Origin of the sequence: Mesorhizobium sp. M7A.F.Ca.US.008.03.1.1, from assembly GCF_003997495.1 — a bacterium.
Lineage (GTDB): Bacteria > Pseudomonadota > Alphaproteobacteria > Rhizobiales > Rhizobiaceae > Mesorhizobium.
This window is the reverse complement of record NZ_RZRU01000020.1, coordinates 33,846-51,866: the sequence shown is the minus strand read 5'-3', so window position 1 is coordinate 51,866 and position 18,021 is coordinate 33,846. Positions and strand designations below refer to the sequence as shown.

General features: G+C 60.9%; 15 protein-coding genes and 1 pseudogene. 1 reads left to right on the top strand and 15 read right to left on the bottom strand.

What is annotated here, in order from left to right:
• Positions 1-154: 154 nt before the first annotated feature.
• The 11 genes from ubiM to EOA16_RS24185 form a co-directional block, all read right to left on the bottom strand.
• The gene (ubiM, locus tag EOA16_RS24235) at positions 155-1,336 is read right to left on the bottom strand and encodes a 5-demethoxyubiquinol-8 5-hydroxylase UbiM (protein WP_024502870.1); all 1,182 of its coding nucleotides are present in this window, start codon (positions 1,334-1,336) and stop codon (positions 155-157) included.
• Between the two features lie 280 nt (positions 1,337-1,616).
• On the bottom strand, positions 1,617-2,234 hold the full coding sequence (locus EOA16_RS24230) for a hypothetical protein (RefSeq protein WP_063169219.1): 618 nt from the start codon (positions 2,232-2,234) through the stop codon (positions 1,617-1,619).
• Positions 2,235-2,962: 728 nt separating this feature from the next.
• The gene (gene ccoS / locus EOA16_RS24225; RefSeq protein WP_081714250.1) at positions 2,963-3,118 is read right to left on the bottom strand and encodes a cbb3-type cytochrome oxidase assembly protein CcoS; all 156 of its coding nucleotides are present in this window, start codon (positions 3,116-3,118) and stop codon (positions 2,963-2,965) included.
• Between the two features lie 5 nt (positions 3,119-3,123).
• Complete coding sequence (locus EOA16_RS24220; RefSeq protein ID WP_063169220.1) at positions 3,124-5,403, bottom strand: cation-translocating P-type ATPase; 2,280 nt, start codon at positions 5,401-5,403, stop codon at positions 3,124-3,126.
• The gene (locus EOA16_RS24215; RefSeq protein WP_063169221.1) at positions 5,400-5,897 is read right to left on the bottom strand and encodes a FixH family protein; all 498 of its coding nucleotides are present in this window, start codon (positions 5,895-5,897) and stop codon (positions 5,400-5,402) included. The genes EOA16_RS24220 and EOA16_RS24215 overlap by 4 nt, the downstream gene beginning before the upstream one ends.
• Positions 5,894-7,453, bottom strand: a complete 1,560-nt coding sequence (ccoG, locus tag EOA16_RS24210; RefSeq protein WP_063169222.1) for a cytochrome c oxidase accessory protein CcoG — start codon at positions 7,451-7,453, stop codon at positions 5,894-5,896. The genes EOA16_RS24215 and ccoG overlap by 4 nt, the downstream gene beginning before the upstream one ends.
• A gap of 167 nt (positions 7,454-7,620) precedes the next feature.
• Entirely contained in the window at positions 7,621-8,484 is an 864-nt protein-coding gene (gene ccoP / locus EOA16_RS24205; protein ID WP_063169223.1) for a cytochrome-c oxidase, cbb3-type subunit III, read from the bottom strand.
• Between the two features lie 2 nt (positions 8,485-8,486).
• Positions 8,487-8,636 (bottom strand): cbb3-type cytochrome c oxidase subunit 3, encoded by a 150-nt coding sequence (locus EOA16_RS24200; RefSeq protein ID WP_024502864.1) that lies wholly within the window; start codon positions 8,634-8,636, stop codon positions 8,487-8,489.
• Between the two features lie 11 nt (positions 8,637-8,647).
• A complete protein-coding gene (gene ccoO, locus EOA16_RS24195) occupies positions 8,648-9,379 on the bottom strand; it encodes a cytochrome-c oxidase, cbb3-type subunit II (RefSeq protein ID WP_063169224.1) in 732 nt (243 codons plus the stop codon).
• Positions 9,379-10,998 carry a cytochrome-c oxidase, cbb3-type subunit I gene (gene ccoN, locus EOA16_RS24190; RefSeq protein WP_063169225.1) on the bottom strand — a complete coding sequence of 540 codons (1,620 nt, stop codon included), beginning with the start codon at positions 10,996-10,998 and terminating at the stop codon, positions 9,379-9,381. Before ccoN ends, ccoO begins: the two co-directional genes overlap by 1 nt.
• 494 nt (positions 10,999-11,492) lie before the next feature.
• On the bottom strand, positions 11,493-12,236 hold the full coding sequence (locus EOA16_RS24185) for a Crp/Fnr family transcriptional regulator (protein WP_024502861.1): 744 nt from the start codon (positions 12,234-12,236) through the stop codon (positions 11,493-11,495).
• 152 nt (positions 12,237-12,388) lie between these two features.
• Here EOA16_RS24185 and hemN point away from each other — a divergent pair, with 152 nt between their 5' ends.
• Positions 12,389-13,738, top strand: coding sequence for an oxygen-independent coproporphyrinogen III oxidase (gene hemN, locus EOA16_RS24180; protein ID WP_063169226.1), 1,350 nt, complete (start codon positions 12,389-12,391; stop codon positions 13,736-13,738).
• A gap of 110 nt (positions 13,739-13,848) precedes the next feature.
• On the opposite strand, the pseudogene EOA16_RS24175 reads toward hemN, so the two are convergent.
• From EOA16_RS24175 to trbG, 4 genes and pseudogenes are all read right to left on the bottom strand, one after another.
• A pseudogene (locus EOA16_RS24175) lies at positions 13,849-15,193 on the bottom strand (IS5 family transposase).
• 335 nt (positions 15,194-15,528) lie between these two features.
• Complete coding sequence (locus EOA16_RS24170; RefSeq protein WP_024502859.1) at positions 15,529-15,771, bottom strand: DUF2274 domain-containing protein; 243 nt, start codon at positions 15,769-15,771, stop codon at positions 15,529-15,531.
• A gap of 12 nt (positions 15,772-15,783) precedes the next feature.
• Positions 15,784-16,998, bottom strand: a complete 1,215-nt coding sequence (locus EOA16_RS24165) for a TrbI/VirB10 family protein (protein WP_063169228.1) — start codon at positions 16,996-16,998, stop codon at positions 15,784-15,786.
• Positions 16,995-18,020 (bottom strand): P-type conjugative transfer protein TrbG, encoded by a 1,026-nt coding sequence (gene trbG, locus EOA16_RS24160; protein WP_164548809.1) that lies wholly within the window; start codon positions 18,018-18,020, stop codon positions 16,995-16,997. Before trbG ends, EOA16_RS24165 begins: the two co-directional genes overlap by 4 nt.
• Position 18,021 lies beyond the last annotated feature (1 nt).

The window sequence follows — 18,021 nt, the reverse complement described above, 5'->3', positions numbered from 1 at the left end:
TACTCCTGCTTGTCCGCAGCCTATGCAGCCCCCCTGAAGGACGGGTTAATTCTTCAATCGGAGATCAGCGTCGGGGAGCAGGATTACTCCGGTGCATCATGCACTCTCTCATCGCTCGCCCAGCACGCGCAAAAATGCGACTGCTGGTGCAGTATCACCGCTGGAGCTCCGCCGAAATCCCATGCCGGACAAGGGGAACATGTTGGGCAAAGCGAAGCCCCAGATGCCTTGCAAGCCGTGCCGCCAGGTGGTCTCTGGAGTAGAGTCCAACCAATATGTTCGTTGCATGGTAGAGCGGCGCCGCCGACAGGCGCAGCCGCCTTTCGTATATATGCAGCATGTCGGGGTCGCCAACATTGCGGCCGTCGCGGCACGCAGTCATGATTCCACGGGCGAGTTGCTTCTGGCTGCTGAGACCGATGTTGAATCCGTGAGCGGTCACCGGGTGCATGCCGATGGCAGCGTCGCCGATGAGTGCGGCGCTCGGCGCCCGGAATTTGTGCGCCCAGGTCGTGACCAGCGGATAGGTGTGGCGCTTGCTTGCCAAGGTCATTTTTCCAAGGCGCCCTCGACACCGTTTCGTCAACTCCGACAGGAACAAATCATCATCGAAGGCAAGCAGTCTATAGGCCTCGTTTGAGCGCAATGTGAGCAGCAGCGACGACATGCCCTCCGCGAGGGGCAATATCGCTATCGTCTGATGGTGATCGAACCATTCGATGGCGATCTGGTGGTGGGCGCGCTCGTGCCTCACTCGGCAAATCAGCATCGAGTGGCCAAGCCGGTTGATATCGGCGCCGATGCCTAGCAGATCACGCGTGGCGGACAAACGCGAATCCGCGGCAACAACCAGCCGAGCAGTTAAACGCGCGCCATTAGAGAGCGTTACGACTGCTCCTTCTTGGCTGTTTGTTGCATCGACGACCGAGTGGCCGCACAACAGCCGGGCGCGATCCTGCAAGCGGACGATTTTGAACAGCGCCTCGCGGATCCGGCAATTTGGAACCAAAACCCCCAGCGGTTCTCCAGAGTTGCTGGGAGGATCGAAACGAAGAGCGAATGCGCTCGAGCCGTTGAGCACGCGCGCGCCTTGAAGTGCTGATTTGTCCGAAGCCGGGATGACATCCCAGGCGCCGAGCTCGCGAAGGGTTCTGATCGAAGCGTTGGTCAGCGCGATTTCGCGACCATCGAAAGCCGGATTCGCCAGACTATCGAATGTGTTCTGTTCAACAACTGCCACCTTGAGTTCGCTTTGGGCAAGCGACGCAGCGAACGAAAGGCCGACCGGGCCGGCTCCAACGACAACGATGTCAAAATTATCGTCAGAGCCCATCAGCGTGCCGCCATCCGGTCGCCTATCCTCGTGTAACGGTGGAACTGAGCCGAGTGACATGAGCTCCGTGCCCGCCGCATTGCCTAAAGGCGCTGGGCCGGGAGATTCGCATCGATCGGCAACGAAGCACTCAAAGCGCTCAGAGGTGGATGCGGCTAACCGATCCCGCCCTTTCGCCGCGCAGCCGCGCAGATCGCCGCCAGCAAGCGAGACACTCGCGACGCTGGTCAGCGACGGCCGCGCCGCATCGATCGCCACATTCCACCTGGAACCCTTGCGCATACTACTCACGCTCCACGACGTCGAAGCGGGCTCTCTTGCGAGGGTGAGGGTATCGAACGTAGCGCTCTCTCTCGTCATCCCAGCCAAGGTAGCGGAAACTTTTATCCACGACCGCGCATATCTCATCAAGAACCTGCTGCATGGCTTCGATGTCGATGTCCTTGCAATTCAGTCGCCGATAGAGCAAAGCCCACGCGGCGACATAGTCGTCGAAATAGCGCGCGTCACTCGAACCAATGATCAACTTCGGACGGTTGATCGATTTCGAAAACGCACGTCCCAACCCCGATGATGCTCCGCAGCACGTTGACATCACGAGGATCTTCGGCGCTGGATGCGAGCCCTGGAACATTTTTACGAAGTCAGCCCAAAGAAGGCCACTTCGCCCACTGGACGAAGCGATCCCGTCACCATTGCCGTGCCCGGCGATGTGAAGCACGTCGCACTCCGCCTCCATCGCTCGTACTACAGCCTCACCAAATTTCGTTCGGTTCAACGCCATTTGGAGCTCCGCGCGGATGTTGACAGCCTTTAACAAGTGCTGCACGATCGGTCCCTCTTGCCTGTCGGCGAAGTAGTCATTTGCATTGTGGCAGTCGATGATGTGTACGGTGTTCATGGTACTCCAGCCGCTTGTTCGTTCATCGTCGTGACGAGCGGACACCACGCGCGCGGAACCGCGTGACGTGCGCTGGGTTCCGGTACCGTCGCATAGCCTCAAGGCGCGGGCCGGGAATCGGGATGGATCGGCAACGACGCACACAACCCATCAAAGGCGAAAGCTGTTGATCGGCCCCCTGTCCGCGCAAGCCACGCGGATGGTCAGCCAGCAAGCGAGATACACACGACGCCGGTCAGCTAATGGCTGCGCCGTAAGCACAAGGCATGGCCGACCACACGACAGAAAACCCAGAACCGTGAAGGTGCTGATAATGACGACCAATCTTTCCGTAAGTCATGCATTTCTCCGTCGAAGACTGGTCAATAGACCACGCCGATGAGTATGACCCTGATCTGGATCAGCCAGACATGACCAATCGGCACTGGCGGTTCACGGTCAGGTGATCGACCGTGACGTTCCACTTTGGAACCCGTGCGCACATTGCCAAGCTCTCGTCCGGCCACGCGAGGTACTCTCGTGGCATCACACGCCTCATACTGGGTGCAATGGGAGGCAGTCCTTCGCACGACAGAGGCTTTTCACAAATGTAGTGTGCAGCTTAGGTCAAGATGGTCATGGAGCATGGAGCATGGAGCATGGAGCATGGAGCATGGACAGCTTGTTCCCGACCGAGCCGGCTCGACTGACGAGCGCGATCCGCGCATCTTATGCACAGCGGATTGAAATCAGCGTTCCGGTTTGTCGTCCCGATCAATTAGTATCCGCTCGGCGGCTCCGTCGAGATCTTCGTATTGACCGCTTCGCAATGCCCAGACGAAGCCGGACACACCCAGTGCACCCAGAAAAAGGGCCACTGGTATGAGATAGAGCAACGTCGTCACGAGGATTATGCCGAATAGCTGACTGCGGAGCGTCCGACTTTTTGAATAACTTGCAGCGTCGCATTCGCCCCGAAGCCGTGCAAGCGCAATGCGTTTCCAATAACAAGCACCGATGAGGCAGACATGGCAATCGCCGCTAACAAAGGCGTGGCGTGGCCCAGGATGGCGATCGGCACGGCGACGGCATTGTAGACGATCGCAATCGCGATGTTCTGGCGGATCAGGTGTCCCGCCTTGCGCGAGACGTCCAGCGCGAGAGGCACTGCCAGAAGGCTTTCGCGCAGGAATACGAAGTCGGCGGCATTGCGGCCAATGTCGGCGGCGGTGGCCGGAGCGATCGAGACATGCGCCGCGCTCAGCGCCGGCGTGTCGTTGAGGCCGTCGCCAACCATCAGAACCTTGTGTCCGTCTTTCGCCAGGGTCTCGATGCGCTCGACCTTGCCCGACGGCAGCAGGCACGGAACGAAGTCCTCGACACCCAGCATTCTTGCAACTTCACCGCAGGCACCTGCGGTATCGCCCGACAGCATTTGCATCGACACCCCAGTATCGTTCAATCGCTTGATCGCCGCCGCCGCGTCGGCGCGCAGCGCATCCTCGAAATCGAAGGTCGCGACAATGAACCCGTCTTTTGTCAGCACCGTTCCGCCATAGCCATGGTTGCCTTCACCACCGGTCCGGGCCTTCCATCCAGCCCATCCGCGTCGACCCAGCCGCCAGATGCTTCCGGCGACAGTGGCTTCGATCCCGAACCCCGGATGCTCTGTGACGGCATCGAATTTGTGTTGCCCGCCAGGAGCGGCAAAGCCGGTTATGGCCTTTGAAAACGGGTGACGCGAGTGCGCGGCCATGTCTGCCGCGATTGCCAGCATGGCCGGATCGATCGACGATGCATTGAGGAGCCGGGGTTGTCCGAGCGTGAGCGTTCCGGTCTTGTCGAACACTGCGTTATCAATCGTCGCCAGGCGCTCCATGGCCGAACCGTCCTTGACCATGATGCCGTTCTCGAACAGACGCCGCGCGGCGACCACCTGAACGATCGGTACGGCGAGGCCGAGCGCGCACGGGCAGGTGATGATCAGAACGGCAATGGCGATCGTCATCGCCCGGTGCCAGTCGCCCGTCGCCGCCATCCAACCCAGGAATGTCACGAAGGCGGTGAGATGAACCACGGGCGCGTAGAGTGCCGACACGCGATCAGCGATGCGGCGATAGTGCGCGCGACCGCCCTCTGCGGCTTCCATCAGCCGAACCATTTCGGCGAGGAACGAATCCTTCGCGGCGGCGGTCGCCTCGATCGTCAGCGGGCCGGTAAGATTGAGCACGCCGGCCTGCACGGCTTCGCCCGGCGCCACGTTTTTCGGCGCGCTTTCGCCTGAGGCCAGCGAGCAGTCGAGATCAGACGCTCCGTGGATGATCTTGCCGTCGACGGGGATCCTTTCACCGGCCGCGATCAGCAGCTGCATCCCCGGTTCGATCTCGCCAACCGGCAGATAGTCGCGCGCGCCATCGCCGCGCAGCACCATGGCGCCGCGTGCGGCCAGCTGCGACAGGCCTTTCACCGCGGTGCGGGCACGTTCGCGCATCACGTGATCCAGCGTCCTGCCGATCAAAAGGAAAAAAAGCAGCGAAACCGACGCGTCGAAATAGGCGTGGTCGCCATGGTTGATCGTCTCATAGAGGCTCATGGCGTAAGCGAGCGACACTCCGACCGCGATCGGCACGTCCATGTTCATGCGGCCGTGGCGCAGTGCATTCCAGGCCGAGCGGAAGAAGATGCCGCCGGCGAAGGCGAGCGCTGGGATGGCGATCAATGCGGAGACCCAGTGAAACAGGTCGCGGGTAGCCCCTTCGGCCCCGGACCAGACAGAGACCGAAAGCAGCATGATATTGCCCGCCGCGAACCCGGCAACCGCGACGGCGCGGATCAACTCCGAAAGCGTCCTGTCCTTTTCATCAATCTCGGGGGCGAAGAGATGCGCCTGGTAGCCGAGCCGTCCAAGCGCGGCGACGAACGGTGGAACCTCGTCGCCACGCCAGCGGACCGAGACCCGTTTCGTCGACAGGTTGACGCGGGCGCTCTCGACGCGATCGAGCGTTCCCAACGCCGTCTCGATCGTCTGGATACAAGCTGCGCAATGAACGCTCGGCACCGAAAGATCGGTTTGGCGGAGATCATCTCCAAGCGATCGGCTCGCCAGCCTGATCTCTTGACTAGACGGCAGGACCGACGTGGTGCTGCCCAGATCAAGCGCCATTTCGGCGCCCGGTGCACAACAACTCATTTCAGCGCTCCATGGGAAATCATGATCCTGCGGACTTCGCGGTAGGGCTCGGCCAGACCGGCGTCAGCGTCGACTTCGACGATCCAGACGCCATCCTTCGGCATGTGCTGGGCTGCGAATTCCTGGCCGGAGGCGAGGGCGAGGTTGACCGCCTTGTCCTCTTTCTCGTAGGCGGGATGGCGAAACAGCACCTTGACGCCATGCAAGGCAATCGGCTTGCCGACGGCGTCGGTAAGGCTATAGCGGACCTCGCCCCATGCGATGGTCAGCTTGCCGGTCCAGCCGAGCGCTGCCTGCGCCCGCCCCTCCTCGGCCTTCTTGTTGAACTGCTGGCTCGCCACATAGGTGTTTTCGACGACAAGGCCGGTCCAGCTCGTGTTGGCGAGCGTTGCCATCGTCAGATTGACCGCGATGACCACCCCGAAAAAGGCTAGGATGATGGCCAGCATGTGCCTGCCGGTGAATACGCGGGGTTTTTCAGCGTTAGCGGTCATCTGGCAGTCTCCGGCGCGTTGAAGGTGGCGGTGTATTCGTCCGCCTCGAAGCTCGCCTTGTCCTCGACACGGAACTTGAAGGTCTGCGCTGTGCCCTGGATTTGATCCGCCGGCTGGCGCACGAAGACCTTCAGCATTTTCAGGCGGTCGGGTTCGACCGGAATGGCAAAAGAACGGCCTTCCGGGATGTCGTCGCCGACCACGCTCATCTCGGCGCCCTGCAAGCCTTGAATCGCGACAACGATCGTCCTTGGCTCGGGGATCATGTTGAGCAGCTTGACGGTGTAGCCGTTGCGGATCGAGCCGTCGGACAGCGTGACAAATTGCGGATTGCGATCATGCAGCACGTTGACTTCGAGCCGATCGCGCGTCAGCAGCGAATAGAGCAGACCCAGGCCGATCAGCGACCAGATACCCATGTAGACGTAGGTGCGTGGCCGAAAGATCTTGCGGATATGGAAATGCGCCACCTTGTCGGAGAACAGGCCATCAGCGGTCCTGACCTGCGACGGGTTGACTGAACTGGAGCCGCCCGCGGTCGCCAGCATCATGTTGGCGTTGTAGTCGGACAGTGTCGCATAGGAGATCAGCCCGCGCTCCTTGCCGAGCTTGTCCATGACCCCGTCGCAGGCGTCTATGCACAGCGCGCAGGTGATGCATTCCATCTGCTGGCCATCGCGGATGTCGATCCCCATCGGGCAGACCGCGACGCAGGCATTGCAGTCGACGCAGTCACCGACCGGCAGCCCTGCGGCAAGGACCTTCTTGGCGTGGCGAGAACGCGGTTCGCCGCGCCAGTCATTGTAGGTGACGGTGAGAGAACTTTCGTCGAGCATCGCTGCCTGGATGCGCGGCCATGGGCACATGTAGGTGCAGACCTGCTCGCGCATCAGACCGCCGAACGTGTAGGTGGTAGCCGTCAGCACGGCGACAGTGATGTAGGCGACGGGTGGCGCGGTGCCGGTGAAGAGTTCGCCAACCAGCGTCGGCGCATCGGCAAAATAGAAAATCCAGGCGCCGCCGGTCGCCGCACCGATGACCAGCCAGACGGCGTGCTTCGATAAGCGCAGCATCAGCTTGCGGGCGGTCCAGGGGCCTGCATCGAGTTTCATGCGAGCGTTACGGTCGCCCTCTATCGCACGTTCGACGACGAGGAACAGATCGACCCACACCGTCTGAGGGCATGCATAGCCGCACCAGGCACGGCCGACAGTCGAGGTGATCAGGAAAAGACCGACGCCCGCCATGACCAGGAGGCCGGCCACATAGAAGAATTCCTGGGGCCATATCTCGATGAAGAAGAAGTAGAAGCGCCGGTTCGCGAGATCGAGCAGGACTGCCTGGTCCGGGGCAAATGGACCGCGAGCCCAAGGCAGCCACGCAGCCAGGTAATAGATGCCAAGTGTGATCGTCATCACCAGCCATTTGAAGCGACGAAAGTTGCCCGAGGCGCGCTTCGGAAAGATCTTTTGACGCGCGGCATAAAGCGGCTTGCGGGTTTTGGCGGAATTGACAGTTTCTGTTTCGAGCCCTGTCAACTGCGTCTTGTCACGCATGTGCAACTCCACTTTCCCAGCCAATGTCAGGGGCACCTGTCGTAAAGCCTCGCCGTAGGATAGCCTTGCCGGGTTGTGCAGATCGCATTAGGGATGGTGTCGAGGCCCGGCTCACGCCGGGCCTCGTCCGCTTGGCAGGGGGGACCGAAGAATAGGACCTTCCATTCCTATTCTCCGCCGCCAAGCGAATGGACATAAACTGCAAGTTCCTTGACCTTGATCTCGCCGAGACGGCCAACCCAGGCCGGCATGACGCCCTGTTTTGGCGCACGGACCTGTGCGGCGATGGCTGTCTCACCGGATCCATAGAGCCAGATCGCATCGGTCAGGTCGGGGGCGCCGAATTCCCTGTTGCCTTTTGCATTGTCGCCGTGACAGGCCACGCAATTCTCGGCAAAGACCTTGGCGCCGGGTTGGATCAGACTTGCATCGCGGACCTTGCCGGAAAGGCTGGCCACGTAGGCGCTGACTTGTGCGATCTGGTCGGCGGTAATGATGTCGCCGAAGGCCGGCATTTCCGACAGGCGCGTGTCCGGATCGGATGCGAAGCGGATGCCGTGCGTAATCGTCTGCTGGATCTGCTCGGCCTTGCCGCCCCACAGCCAGTCGTCGTCGTTGAGATTGGGAAAGCCCTTGGAACCCTGGGCGCCGGAGCCATGACATTGTACGCAATTGACCTTGAAAGCGGCGCCACCGGCGGCGATTGCGAATTCGCGCAGGCCGTCGTCCGCGGCGATTTCCGAGACGCTCTTGGACTCCACCGCCGAGATATATTTGCCCTTGGCGGCCTCAGCCGCGGTCAGCTCGTTCCTGACCTCGTTGCGGCTGGAATAGCCGAGCACACCCGTTGTCGCCGAGTGCAACAGAGGCCATGCTGGATAGGCAATGGTGTAGCCTATCGCCCAGACAATGGTGACGTAAAAAGTGATAACCCACCATCTGGGAAGCGGGTTGTTCAGCTCCCGGATACCATCCCATTCGTGGCCGGTGGTCGAGACGCCAGAGATTTCATCGATATGCTCGTCGCTCATGATCACTCGTCCTCGAGCGGAATGCGGGCCGCTTCGTCGGCCAGCCTTCGGCTGCCGGGGCGTAGGGCAAAGGCGATGCACCCCACGAAGAACAGCGCCATCGCAACCAGGCCCCAGCTGTCGGCAAACGCCCGCATCAAATTGTAGGTCATCAGCGTTCTCCTCAGCGGTAGCCGGCGGCTTCGTCGTAATTTTTGAAGTCGACCAGTGTGCCAAGCATCTGCAGGTAGGCGAGCAGGGCATCCATTTCGGTGACCTGTTGCGGGTTGCCGTCGAAGTCGCCGATCTTGGCTTTTGGGTAACGCGCCTCAAGGCCTGATGTGTCGGCATTGGGATCGGCCTGCGCCGCCAGATCCGCATTGGCGTGGGCGATCATGTCATCGGTGTAAGGGACGGCTACAAGCCTGTTGGCGACCAGATGCGTCGAGAAATCCTTCACGTCGATCGGCGTGTCTTTCAGGAACCCATAGCTCGGCATGATCGATTCCGGCACCACCGAGCGCGGGTCGGTAAGATGCGCGACATGCCATGCATTCGAGTAGCGGTCGCCAACTCTGGCGAGATCCGGCCCGGTGCGCTTCGATCCCCACTGGAAGGGGTGATCGTACATGGACTCGGCAGCCAGGCTGTAGTGGCCATAGCGCTCAACTTCGTCGCGGAACGGCCTGATCATCTGGCTATGACAGAGGTAGCAGCCCTCGCGCATATAGATGTTGCGCCCGACAAGTTCGAGCGGCGAATAGGGGCGCATGCCTTCCACCTTCTCGATCGTGTTGTCGAGATAGAAGAGAGGCGCGATCTCGACGATGCCGCCGACCGTCACCACGAGCAGCGAGCCAACGAGAAGAAGCGTGGCGTTCTTCTCGATGATTGCGTGTTTGTCCATCAAGCCCATTACCTGGCTCCTGATCGCGCAGGTCGGATGGCGACGGGGCTCGGCATCGGCTCCTCCTCGCGCTGGTGGCCGAGGATGGTCCTGGTGATGTTCCAGGCCATGATCAGGGCGCCGGAGAGGTACATGGCGCCGCCGATGGCGCGCAGGACATAGTAGGGGTGCATGGCGGCGACGGTTTCGGCGAAGGAGTAGACCAGGAAGCCCTGCTCGCCATATTCGCGCCACATCAGGCCCTGCATGATGCCGGACACCCACATCACCGCGGCGTAGACGACGATCCCGAGTGTCGCCAGCCAGAAGTGCCAGGTGACGAGCCTCAGCGAGTAGAGCCGTTGACGGTTCCAGAGCTTCGGGACCATGTAGTAGATCGCGCCGAACGAGATCATGCCGACCCAGCCGAGCGCACCCGAATGGACGTGCCCGATGGTCCAGTCGGTATAATGCGACAGCGAATTGACCGCCCGGATCGCCATGATGGGGCCTTCGAAGGTCGACATGCCATAGAAGGCGACGGCCATCACCATCATGCGGATGATCGGATCGGTGCGCAGCTTGTCCCAGGCGCCGGACAGCGTCATCAGGCCGTTGATCATGCCGCCCCAGGACGGCATCCACAGCATGATCGAGAACACCATGCCGAGCGTCTGCGCCCAATCGGGCAAGGCGGTGTAGTGCAGGTGATGCGGCCCGGCCCAGATGTAGAGAAAGATGATAGCCCAGAAATGGACGATCGACAGCCGGTACGAATAGACTGGCCGGTTCGCCTGCTTGGGCACGAAATAATACATCATGCCGAGGAAGCCGGCGGTGAGAAAGAAGCCGACCGCGTTGTGGCCGTACCACCATTGCGTCAAGGCGTCCTGGACCCCTGAAAAGGCGGAGTAGCTCTTGGAGCCCGGGAACGAGACTGGTATGGACAGGTTGTTGACCACATGCAGCATCGCGATGGTCACGATGAACGACAGGTAGAACCAGTTGGCCACGTAGATATGCGGTTCCTTGCGCTTCAGGATCGTGCCAAGGAACAGAATGAGGTAGGCGACCCAGACGATGGTCAGCCAGACATCCACATACCATTCGGGTTCGGCGTACTCGCGGCCCTCGGTGATGCCGAGCAGGTAGCCGGTCGCGGCCATGACGATGAACAGCTGGTAGCCCCAGAAGACGAACCAGGCGAGATCACGGCCGAAGAGGCGCGCGCGGCAGGTGCGCTGCACGACATACAGAGACGTGCAAAGCAGCGCGTTGCCGCCGAAGGCGAAAACGACACCGGATGTGTGCAACGGCCGCAAACGACCGAAATTGAACCAGGGCTGGATGTTGAGATCGGGGTAGGCGAGCTGCAGCGCGATCACCACGCCGACCAGCATGCCGACGACACCCCAGAACACGGTGGCGATCGCGCCGTAGCGGATCGGACCATCCATGTAAGCGGATGGGTCAATCGGAGCTGCTGGCCTGAACTCCGTGTTGCGCAACAGGATCGCAGTGAAACCAGCCACTGCGAAGAACAACACCCACATGTGTCGGCGGAAAGGTTCATCCACGCCGAAGCCGGCGGCCACCAGGGCCGCAAAAGCGAACACGCTTAGAAGGACGATCTCTGTGCCGAATTTCATTGCAGATCCCGATCTCGAATCTGGTGGATGCCAAATCCGCAGCGCACTAATCGCGCAGCCGCCGCCCCCTCGCCCTGATCTATGTCAGGCCGCACGATTTTGTGCGGCGCAATCAGCAGGTGGCGAATGAACGAGGAACGCAGCGCGGGCTCACTCCCTCATGGAAGGCGTTCCCTGGGTTGGGCGGGCGCAGACGCGATCGCTGAGGCGAAAGCTGAGGCTCTGCGCGCGTTGGATGCTATTGCCGATGCCCTGCCAAACGTTGTTCGGATCCCATTGGAAACGAACGCGATCGTTCCGCCGAGCCGTGGCAGATTAAGGACCATGCTTCGCCGGTATGTGCCGAAACACACCTGGCGATTGGTCACGTTCCTATCAAAGCCCGAAAGCTGTTTGTCTCGACAACCGTGACGCCGCTTCGTCGAAGGCGCGGCGACATCGCATTAAAAGGCAAACACGGCCCGCCCCGGAGTCATGCGACATGGCCTCGCCGCTTAGGGCCGCTCGCGTCCGCCGCCACAGCGCTTCTCCAGACGGCTTATGCTGTCCACCGTCACATGGCGTGCGTTCTCAATCCGAATCACCCCGTCAGCCCGCAATCGCGTCAGTTGGCGGCTCACGGTCTCGCTGGTGATTCCAAGGAAATCAGACATTTCGGCACGCGTCAGCGGCAGATCGAAGGAGGCCGACCCGGAAGCCGCATCGAGACTGGAATCGATATTCCGGGCCATCATGAGGAGAAAAGTCGCCACCTTTTCCGGAGCTGTCTTGCGCCCCAGCGTCACCATCCACTCGCGCGCCTCATCGAGTTCATTCAGCGTCTGTTTGAGCAGGCGATGCTCGAATTCCCGTGACGCCTTCATCATCCGTTCGACGGCCGCTCGCGGAAACGAACACAGCGTGACTGCTGTTGCCGCTTCCGCATTGATCGAGCTTTCCTCCTTGAAAGGACGTCCCAGAAAATCCGGTGCAAACTGGAGACCGACGATCTGCTGGCGCCCATCCGACAGGCTCTTTGATAGCTTTACCACGCCTGAAAGCACGTTGGAGTAGCTGTCGACGTTCTGTGCCTCGCCGGTCAACTCCATTCCTGACTCGATCCGGCGACGCGAGCAAGTCTTGGCGAGCCCAACCAAATTGTCTGGATCGAGCGCACCGCAGACACCGCGACGCCGTGCCTCGCAAGGGAAGCAAAGAACAGGAATGCCGGAACTATGAATGTCTTGCCGAAAGGTCATGCGTTCGCCTTACCCGATCCTAACTGCCGGCAGGATACCCATCCAGGGTAGAGAAATCCTGCGGCGGTTTGTCCATGAGCGCGGCTGATCGAGATCAGGGTCTGCTTCAGCGATGCGTGCAGTGTTCCGGCGGGCAACACGGTGAACGCGAGATGCAATCGGAAATAGCTGTCAAACTCAGCGAGAACGTCCCACGCTACACCAGCTATCCGACGGCGCCGCATTTCCATTCGGGGATCGATGCTGCCATTTACCGTGGCTGGTTGGAGACGCTGGAAAGCGGCGACGAAATCTCGCTGTACCTGCACATTCCTTACTGCGACAAGCTCTGCTGGTTCTGCGCCTGCCACACCAAGCAGACGCACCAATATGAGCCGGTGGCCGCTTATCTGCGCTCGCTGAATGCCGAAATCGTCACGATTGCCGGTCTGGTGAGCGGCAAGGCACATGTCCGTGCAATCCACTTCGGTGGCGGTTCGCCAACTATTCTGAGGCCCGATGATATGGTTGCTCTTGGAGCGGCCTTGCGGGACAGCTTCGACCTTCTCCCGGATGCTACGGTCAGCATCGAAATCGAAACCAACGACATGGACAAGGCGCGCCTTGATGCACTTGCTCAAATCGGCGTAACGCGGGCGAGCCTCGGCGTGCAGGATTTCGATCCGCAAGTGCAAAAAGCAATTAATCGTGAGCAGAGTTTTTTGCAGACCAAGGCAGTCGTCGACGGGGTTCGTTCGCGGGGCGTCGAATCGGTCAATCTGGACCTGCTCTACGGGCTCCCGAATCAGACACGCGAGACGATCTGTTCCACGGTGGCGCAGGCACTGACCTTGGAGCCAGACCGGATGGCCCTGTTCGGCTACGCACATGTGCCCTGGTTCAAGAAGCATCAGACGATGATCGACGAGGCATGGCTGCCGAGTCCCACTGAGCGTTTCGCCCAATCTCAACTCGCGGCGCGGGCAATTGTCGCCAAGGGATATGAGGCAATAGGACTCGATCATTTCGCGAAGCCCGACGATGCGCTGGCCATAGCGGCCCGCGCAGGGGTTTTGCATCGCAATTTTCAGGGCTACACTGAGGATCGCTGCCCGACACTGATCGGACTTGGCCCTTCGTCCATCGGTCGTTTTCGCCAAGGCTACGTGCAGAACATGGCTTCGACTGCCGGGTACGGGCGCATGGTTGCGGATGGCGGGTTGGCTGCCGTCCGCGGCGTTGCCCTTTCCGACGACGATCGCGTCCGTGGCTGGATCATCGAGCGGCTGATGTGTGATTTTGCCTTCTCGGCAGTCGACCTGGTGGAGCGGTTCGGCAAAGCCGGCGAGCAGCTCCTTCATCGCTCGAGGTCCATCGCACTCCACGATCCTGCCCGAGCGCTTGAATTCGATGGTGACAGTTTCCTCGTACGGACTGAAAGTCGCCCCTTCATTCGAACCATCGCGGCCAAGTTCGATACATATTTCAAAGGGGGAACGGCGAGGCACTCGGTGGCGGTCTGAGCAAAGCACAGTGCGCTCGCCGTTTGGTCGATCGGCGAACCAGCTGCGTTCGTTTTGACCGCTCATAGGCGACTACCGCATCAAATCGTCGACCGTGAACAATCCGAGCCCTAAGCGGCGACCGGCTTCGGCCGGATTTGAAGCAGGGCAATCAAGAGCGACAAAAACCCCTTCAGCCACCTGAGCAGGAGGGAGAAGTTGTAGCCGGCGGCGGCCAGGATGGCGTTGAGGGTGTCGCCCTGCTGGCCGGCGAGGTAGTTGCGGCCCATTCTGTGTTCGCTCTTGATGTGGCCGATGACGGGCTCGACCGCCGACCGCCGTCGCATCTGGCGCTTGATGGCTGGGGTGACGCGGCGTTTCTGGCCCGCGGTGAAGACCCTGAGCTTGTGGCTCTGCGGTGCGTTGTGGCCGCGATAGCCGGCGTCGGCGAGGATGCGGCCGATCTCGTTGCCGATGGTCTTTTCCATGTCGGGGATGACGCTTGCCAGCGTGTGGCCGTCATAGGGATTGCCGGGCAGTGCTTTTGCATGCAGGGCGAACTGGCCGCCCCTGGAGCGCTTCAGCGTGGTGGCCACCGACACCTTCACCCCGAACTCGTAGGGCGCATGCGCCTTGCCCTTGCCGATGCATTCCACCTCGTGTGCGTGCAGGCTGTAGATCTTGCGGCCGCGCTGGCGCTGGCGTTGCTCGAGAACGGTGGCGGCCTGGTAGAGCGGCCATTTGAACAGCGTCCAGCCCCTGATCGCCGGCGATCTGGCGACCAATGTCGCGAATGGTCCGGCCGAGATAGGTCTTGAGCTTGCGTAGCGCCTTGTTGGCCCGCTTGAACTGCTTGGCGTGGGCATAGCGCTGGTGGCTGATCAGCGCCAGCTTGCCGACCCGCACATAACTCTGGCGCAAATGGAGACCCGTCCTCTTGGCCAGCCGCACCAGCCGTTCGCGTGCCCGATGGATGAGCTTGGCGTCGGTCGGGAACATGGCGTTCTTCGGCTGCACGGTGGTGTCGACGATCACCTGGCGCGTGTCGGCCGGTTTCATCGCCCCGGTCTTGACCGCGAGGCTGAGGCTCTCCTGCAACAGCACCATAATCCGCTCCTCGCCCATACGGCTGCGCCAACGCGTCATCGAGGAGCGGTCGAACGGCAGCGTATGGCAAAAGAACGTCTCGCCGGTGAGATACTGGAAATAAGGGTTCTCCACCCAGCGCTCGCACAGCACCTCATCCGACAGGTTGAAGGTGTGCTTGAGGATCGCCAGCCCCGCCATCAGCCGGGTCGGCAGCGGCGGCATGCCGGGGCCGTCCGAATAGACGGCGCCGAAACGCTCCTCCAGCACCGGCCAGTCGATCGCCTGCGCCAGCCGCACCAGCTCGTGCTTCATGTTGATGATTTGGTCGAGCCGGGAGCGGAACAGGTCCTGCTCTCCCGTCTCGCGCTTCTCGCGTGGCCTGGACATTCGCTGTCCCCTCGATTCGCCGCCGCCGAACCGAGTGAATCACGCTCCGCGCCACAAGGGAATCGCAAAACCGAATTGCAGGAAAACAGCGTCCAAATACCGCTAATCCTGCAATTCCAAAGCCGCTATCCGCCTCAATCAACAGGCCAGATCAATGGCTTGCGGATAGTTCACGGCCGACCAAATCGAAAATGCAAACTTAGGCTGTTGCGCGGTATCTCCTTCCACATCATCTCTTGCGCATACCTGCATTCCAAGGTGTTTGATCCTATGCTTCGCGAGGAGCAGGTAGGTCGCGACAGCTAGGCAATGTTCCAGCTGCCCTAGCGGAGGAGTCACGATTTTCCGGCAAGCTCCGTCGGCAGACGTTCCTTTCTGGCCTTGGCAAAGGCTCGGTCGCCTTCCAGAAACGCCGCCAGCATGAAAGGGATGAGTTCTGCCACGGTTTCAGACTGACCATAGGTCTGACGGTAAAGTGCAGCATACTCCTTGAGTGTTTGGCTCAGCTCCGCGCTGACGGTAATGGTGATCTTCGAAGCTGTTCGGTCCGGAAGTTTTCCAAGTTTCAGGTCAGCCATGATAACTCCTGCTCAACTGGCGTATGGCCGCAGCACGATGTCCTTGTGCACGATGACGCGCAGTGGCCAACCTGGGCGGACGACGATGGTGGGCTGGATATTGAGGTTTTTTTCGGTGATGCGCTGGCCGGCTCGACTGGCGTTCTGCTGGGCTGATTCCCGGATCGCCTTGACCAGATCGCTCTCGTTTTCGCCGAGGCTGAATTCTGTGCCGACACCGAGCAATGTGGCAAGCGCCACTCCCTTGATCATCTGCCAAGTGTGGAAATCGACTTCGTCTTCCAGCCCTGCGTAGCCGGCGGTGTCGCTCGCGGGCAGATTGTCGATTTCGGCCGACGAGCCGTCGGGCAGCAGAATGCGCTGCCAGACCAGCAGCGCTCGCTTTTGCCCGAACGCGACGACGCTGTCGTAGACGCCGATAAGACGTGAGCCCTGCGGAATCAGCAATATGTTGCCCGTGACCGTGTCGTGCACATTTTCGGTGACTTGCGCGACGACAAGGCCCGGCAAATCGGAATTGATGCCGGTGATCAGGCTGGCGGCAATCACGCTGCCAGCCATCAGTTGATATGGCGAGATCGGCGTCTGCAGCGCATGCGGATTGTAGATCCCGCCAGTGCTCCGCTGGCTGAGAAAATCAAGCTTTCGCTGCTGATTGTTCTGGTCGCCTTCCGCCGCCGCCACCGAGGCTGACGCGCGTCCTGCTTCGGATTGGGGAAGCGCCTCAAATGGATGCTGAGCAGTTTGCACGCTCTCTCCGACATCTGTCTTTTGAGCTCGATTTTCGACGCGGAAAAGCACCCGCGATTCACGCGCTTCGATCGCCTGCTGCGCTAGACGCTGCTCCTCGGCCGAGATGTCTTGGCCCGGCACGATGCCGAGCTGGCGCTGCCGCTCGAGGATGGGGCGGCCGAGGTCGCCCGGCAAAGGTAGCCCAAGGACGGGAGGCTTCGGCTTCATGCCGGAATAGTCATGGGGAAGCGTATCGAGCCCCTCGGCGGTTGGTTTGCGCTCAGTGTTGTAGAGATCTTCCGCCTGATCCCTGATGCGAAGGGCCGGCCCCTGGAGGGCGATCATGGTAACGCCGAAGACAGCGCCGGATCCGAGCGCTGCGATCGCGATGATCACACCGCGCCTGAACCGCACCACGCGGCGGGGAGAGGCCCGAAGCTGCAGTTCCTCGGGATCCAGTTTCGGCGGGATGCCAGAGCGGGAATTTTCGATCATGAGTCCTCACCTCGCCGGCTGCCGCGAAAGAGCGAGATCCGCCGTTGCGGTTGCCTGCCGTCAATCCTGCTGATGCGGATCACCTGCTGCCGCTTGGTGCCGAGGCGAAGTTCGGCCGCGGCGAAGAGCCGATCGACGATGTAATAGTTGCCGCGCACGCGATAGTTGACGAGCTCGCTGCTCCCATCTGCGCCGACGATGAAGAGTGGTGGCGCCTCGCCCTGATCTATGCGACGAGGGAACTCAATATAGACCTTGCTGCCGTCGTCGAAGGCTCGCGTCGGTCTCCAGGGCGGTGTGTCGCCACTGATTGAGTAGCGAAAGCGAAGGTTTTCGAGCGCGATATTCGACGCGACCGGTGTAACTGCCTCGGCTTGAGCATTGCGCTGGCGAAGCGCGATGATCTGGTCTTGGCTGTAGGTCCAGGAGATTGCCGCCATTGCGGTCTTCTCGGTGCTTTGAAGCTGCAAATGATAGGTCCGCCGGTCCGTCGTAATGACGACATTGGTGGCAAGACCCGGCGCGAAGGGTTTTACCAGAACATGGGTGCGCTGATTGTCACCGGTGCCGCTTGCGGTATCGCCAATGACCCAGCGCACGGTGTCGCCAGCCGACACGGCGGTTAGTTTCTCGCCCGGCTGCAGAGCGATGTCGGTCACGCGCTCCGGCGCGGCATAGAGTTGATAAAGCGCGCCATCGGTGAAGGGGTAGACTTGCACGGCATTAACATACCCGTACTTGGTGGGTTGCTGGGTCGCGGCTTTGTTGGCATCAGCGACGCGTTCTTCAGGGGGGCGCTTGTCCTCGGCCTTGCCGGGCTCGGGCTGCATTTGGCCAGGCAGCGGCAGTGGTTTTGGCACCTCGACAATTCTAATCGGCCTCTCCGGCGCCTTTTCGATCGCGGCCGGTTTGAAGTCGGCAGCGTCATAGGAAATCTCAGGCGGCGGCACCTTCTTCGATGCACAAGCGGAAACGACCGCTGCCGACACCGATAGGATCAGCACGGCACGAATCGGTGACATT

What these genes read in the sequence shown, in the direction of transcription:
- EOA16_RS24230 (WP_063169219.1), bottom strand. Translation starts at nt 2,234, where the DNA reads ATGAACACCGTACACATCATCGACTGCCACAATGCAAATGACTACTTC.
- EOA16_RS24220 (WP_063169220.1), bottom strand. Translation starts at nt 5,403, where the DNA reads ATGAGTTGTTGTGCACCGGGCGCCGAAATGGCGCTTGATCTGGGCAGC.
- EOA16_RS24215 (WP_063169221.1), bottom strand. Translation starts at nt 5,897, where the DNA reads ATGACCGCTAACGCTGAAAAACCCCGCGTATTCACCGGCAGGCACATG.
- ccoG (WP_063169222.1), bottom strand. Translation starts at nt 7,453, where the DNA reads ATGCGTGACAAGACGCAGTTGACAGGGCTCGAAACAGAAACTGTCAAT.
- ccoP (WP_063169223.1), bottom strand. Translation starts at nt 8,484, where the DNA reads ATGAGCGACGAGCATATCGATGAAATCTCTGGCGTCTCGACCACCGGC.
- EOA16_RS24200 (WP_024502864.1), bottom strand. Translation starts at nt 8,636, where the DNA reads ATGACCTACAATTTGATGCGGGCGTTTGCCGACAGCTGGGGCCTGGTT.
- ccoO (WP_063169224.1), bottom strand. Translation starts at nt 9,379, where the DNA reads ATGGGCTTGATGGACAAACACGCAATCATCGAGAAGAACGCCACGCTT.
- ccoN (WP_063169225.1), bottom strand. Translation starts at nt 10,998, where the DNA reads ATGAAATTCGGCACAGAGATCGTCCTTCTAAGCGTGTTCGCTTTTGCG.
- EOA16_RS24185 (WP_024502861.1), bottom strand. Translation starts at nt 12,236, where the DNA reads ATGACCTTTCGGCAAGACATTCATAGTTCCGGCATTCCTGTTCTTTGC.
- hemN (WP_063169226.1), top strand. Translation starts at nt 12,389, where the DNA reads ATGCAATCGGAAATAGCTGTCAAACTCAGCGAGAACGTCCCACGCTAC.
- EOA16_RS24170 (WP_024502859.1), bottom strand. Translation starts at nt 15,771, where the DNA reads ATGGCTGACCTGAAACTTGGAAAACTTCCGGACCGAACAGCTTCGAAG.
- EOA16_RS24165 (WP_063169228.1), bottom strand. Translation starts at nt 16,998, where the DNA reads ATGATCGAAAATTCCCGCTCTGGCATCCCGCCGAAACTGGATCCCGAG.
- trbG (WP_164548809.1), bottom strand. Translation starts at nt 18,020, where the DNA reads ATGTCACCGATTCGTGCCGTGCTGATCCTATCGGTGTCGGCAGCGGTC.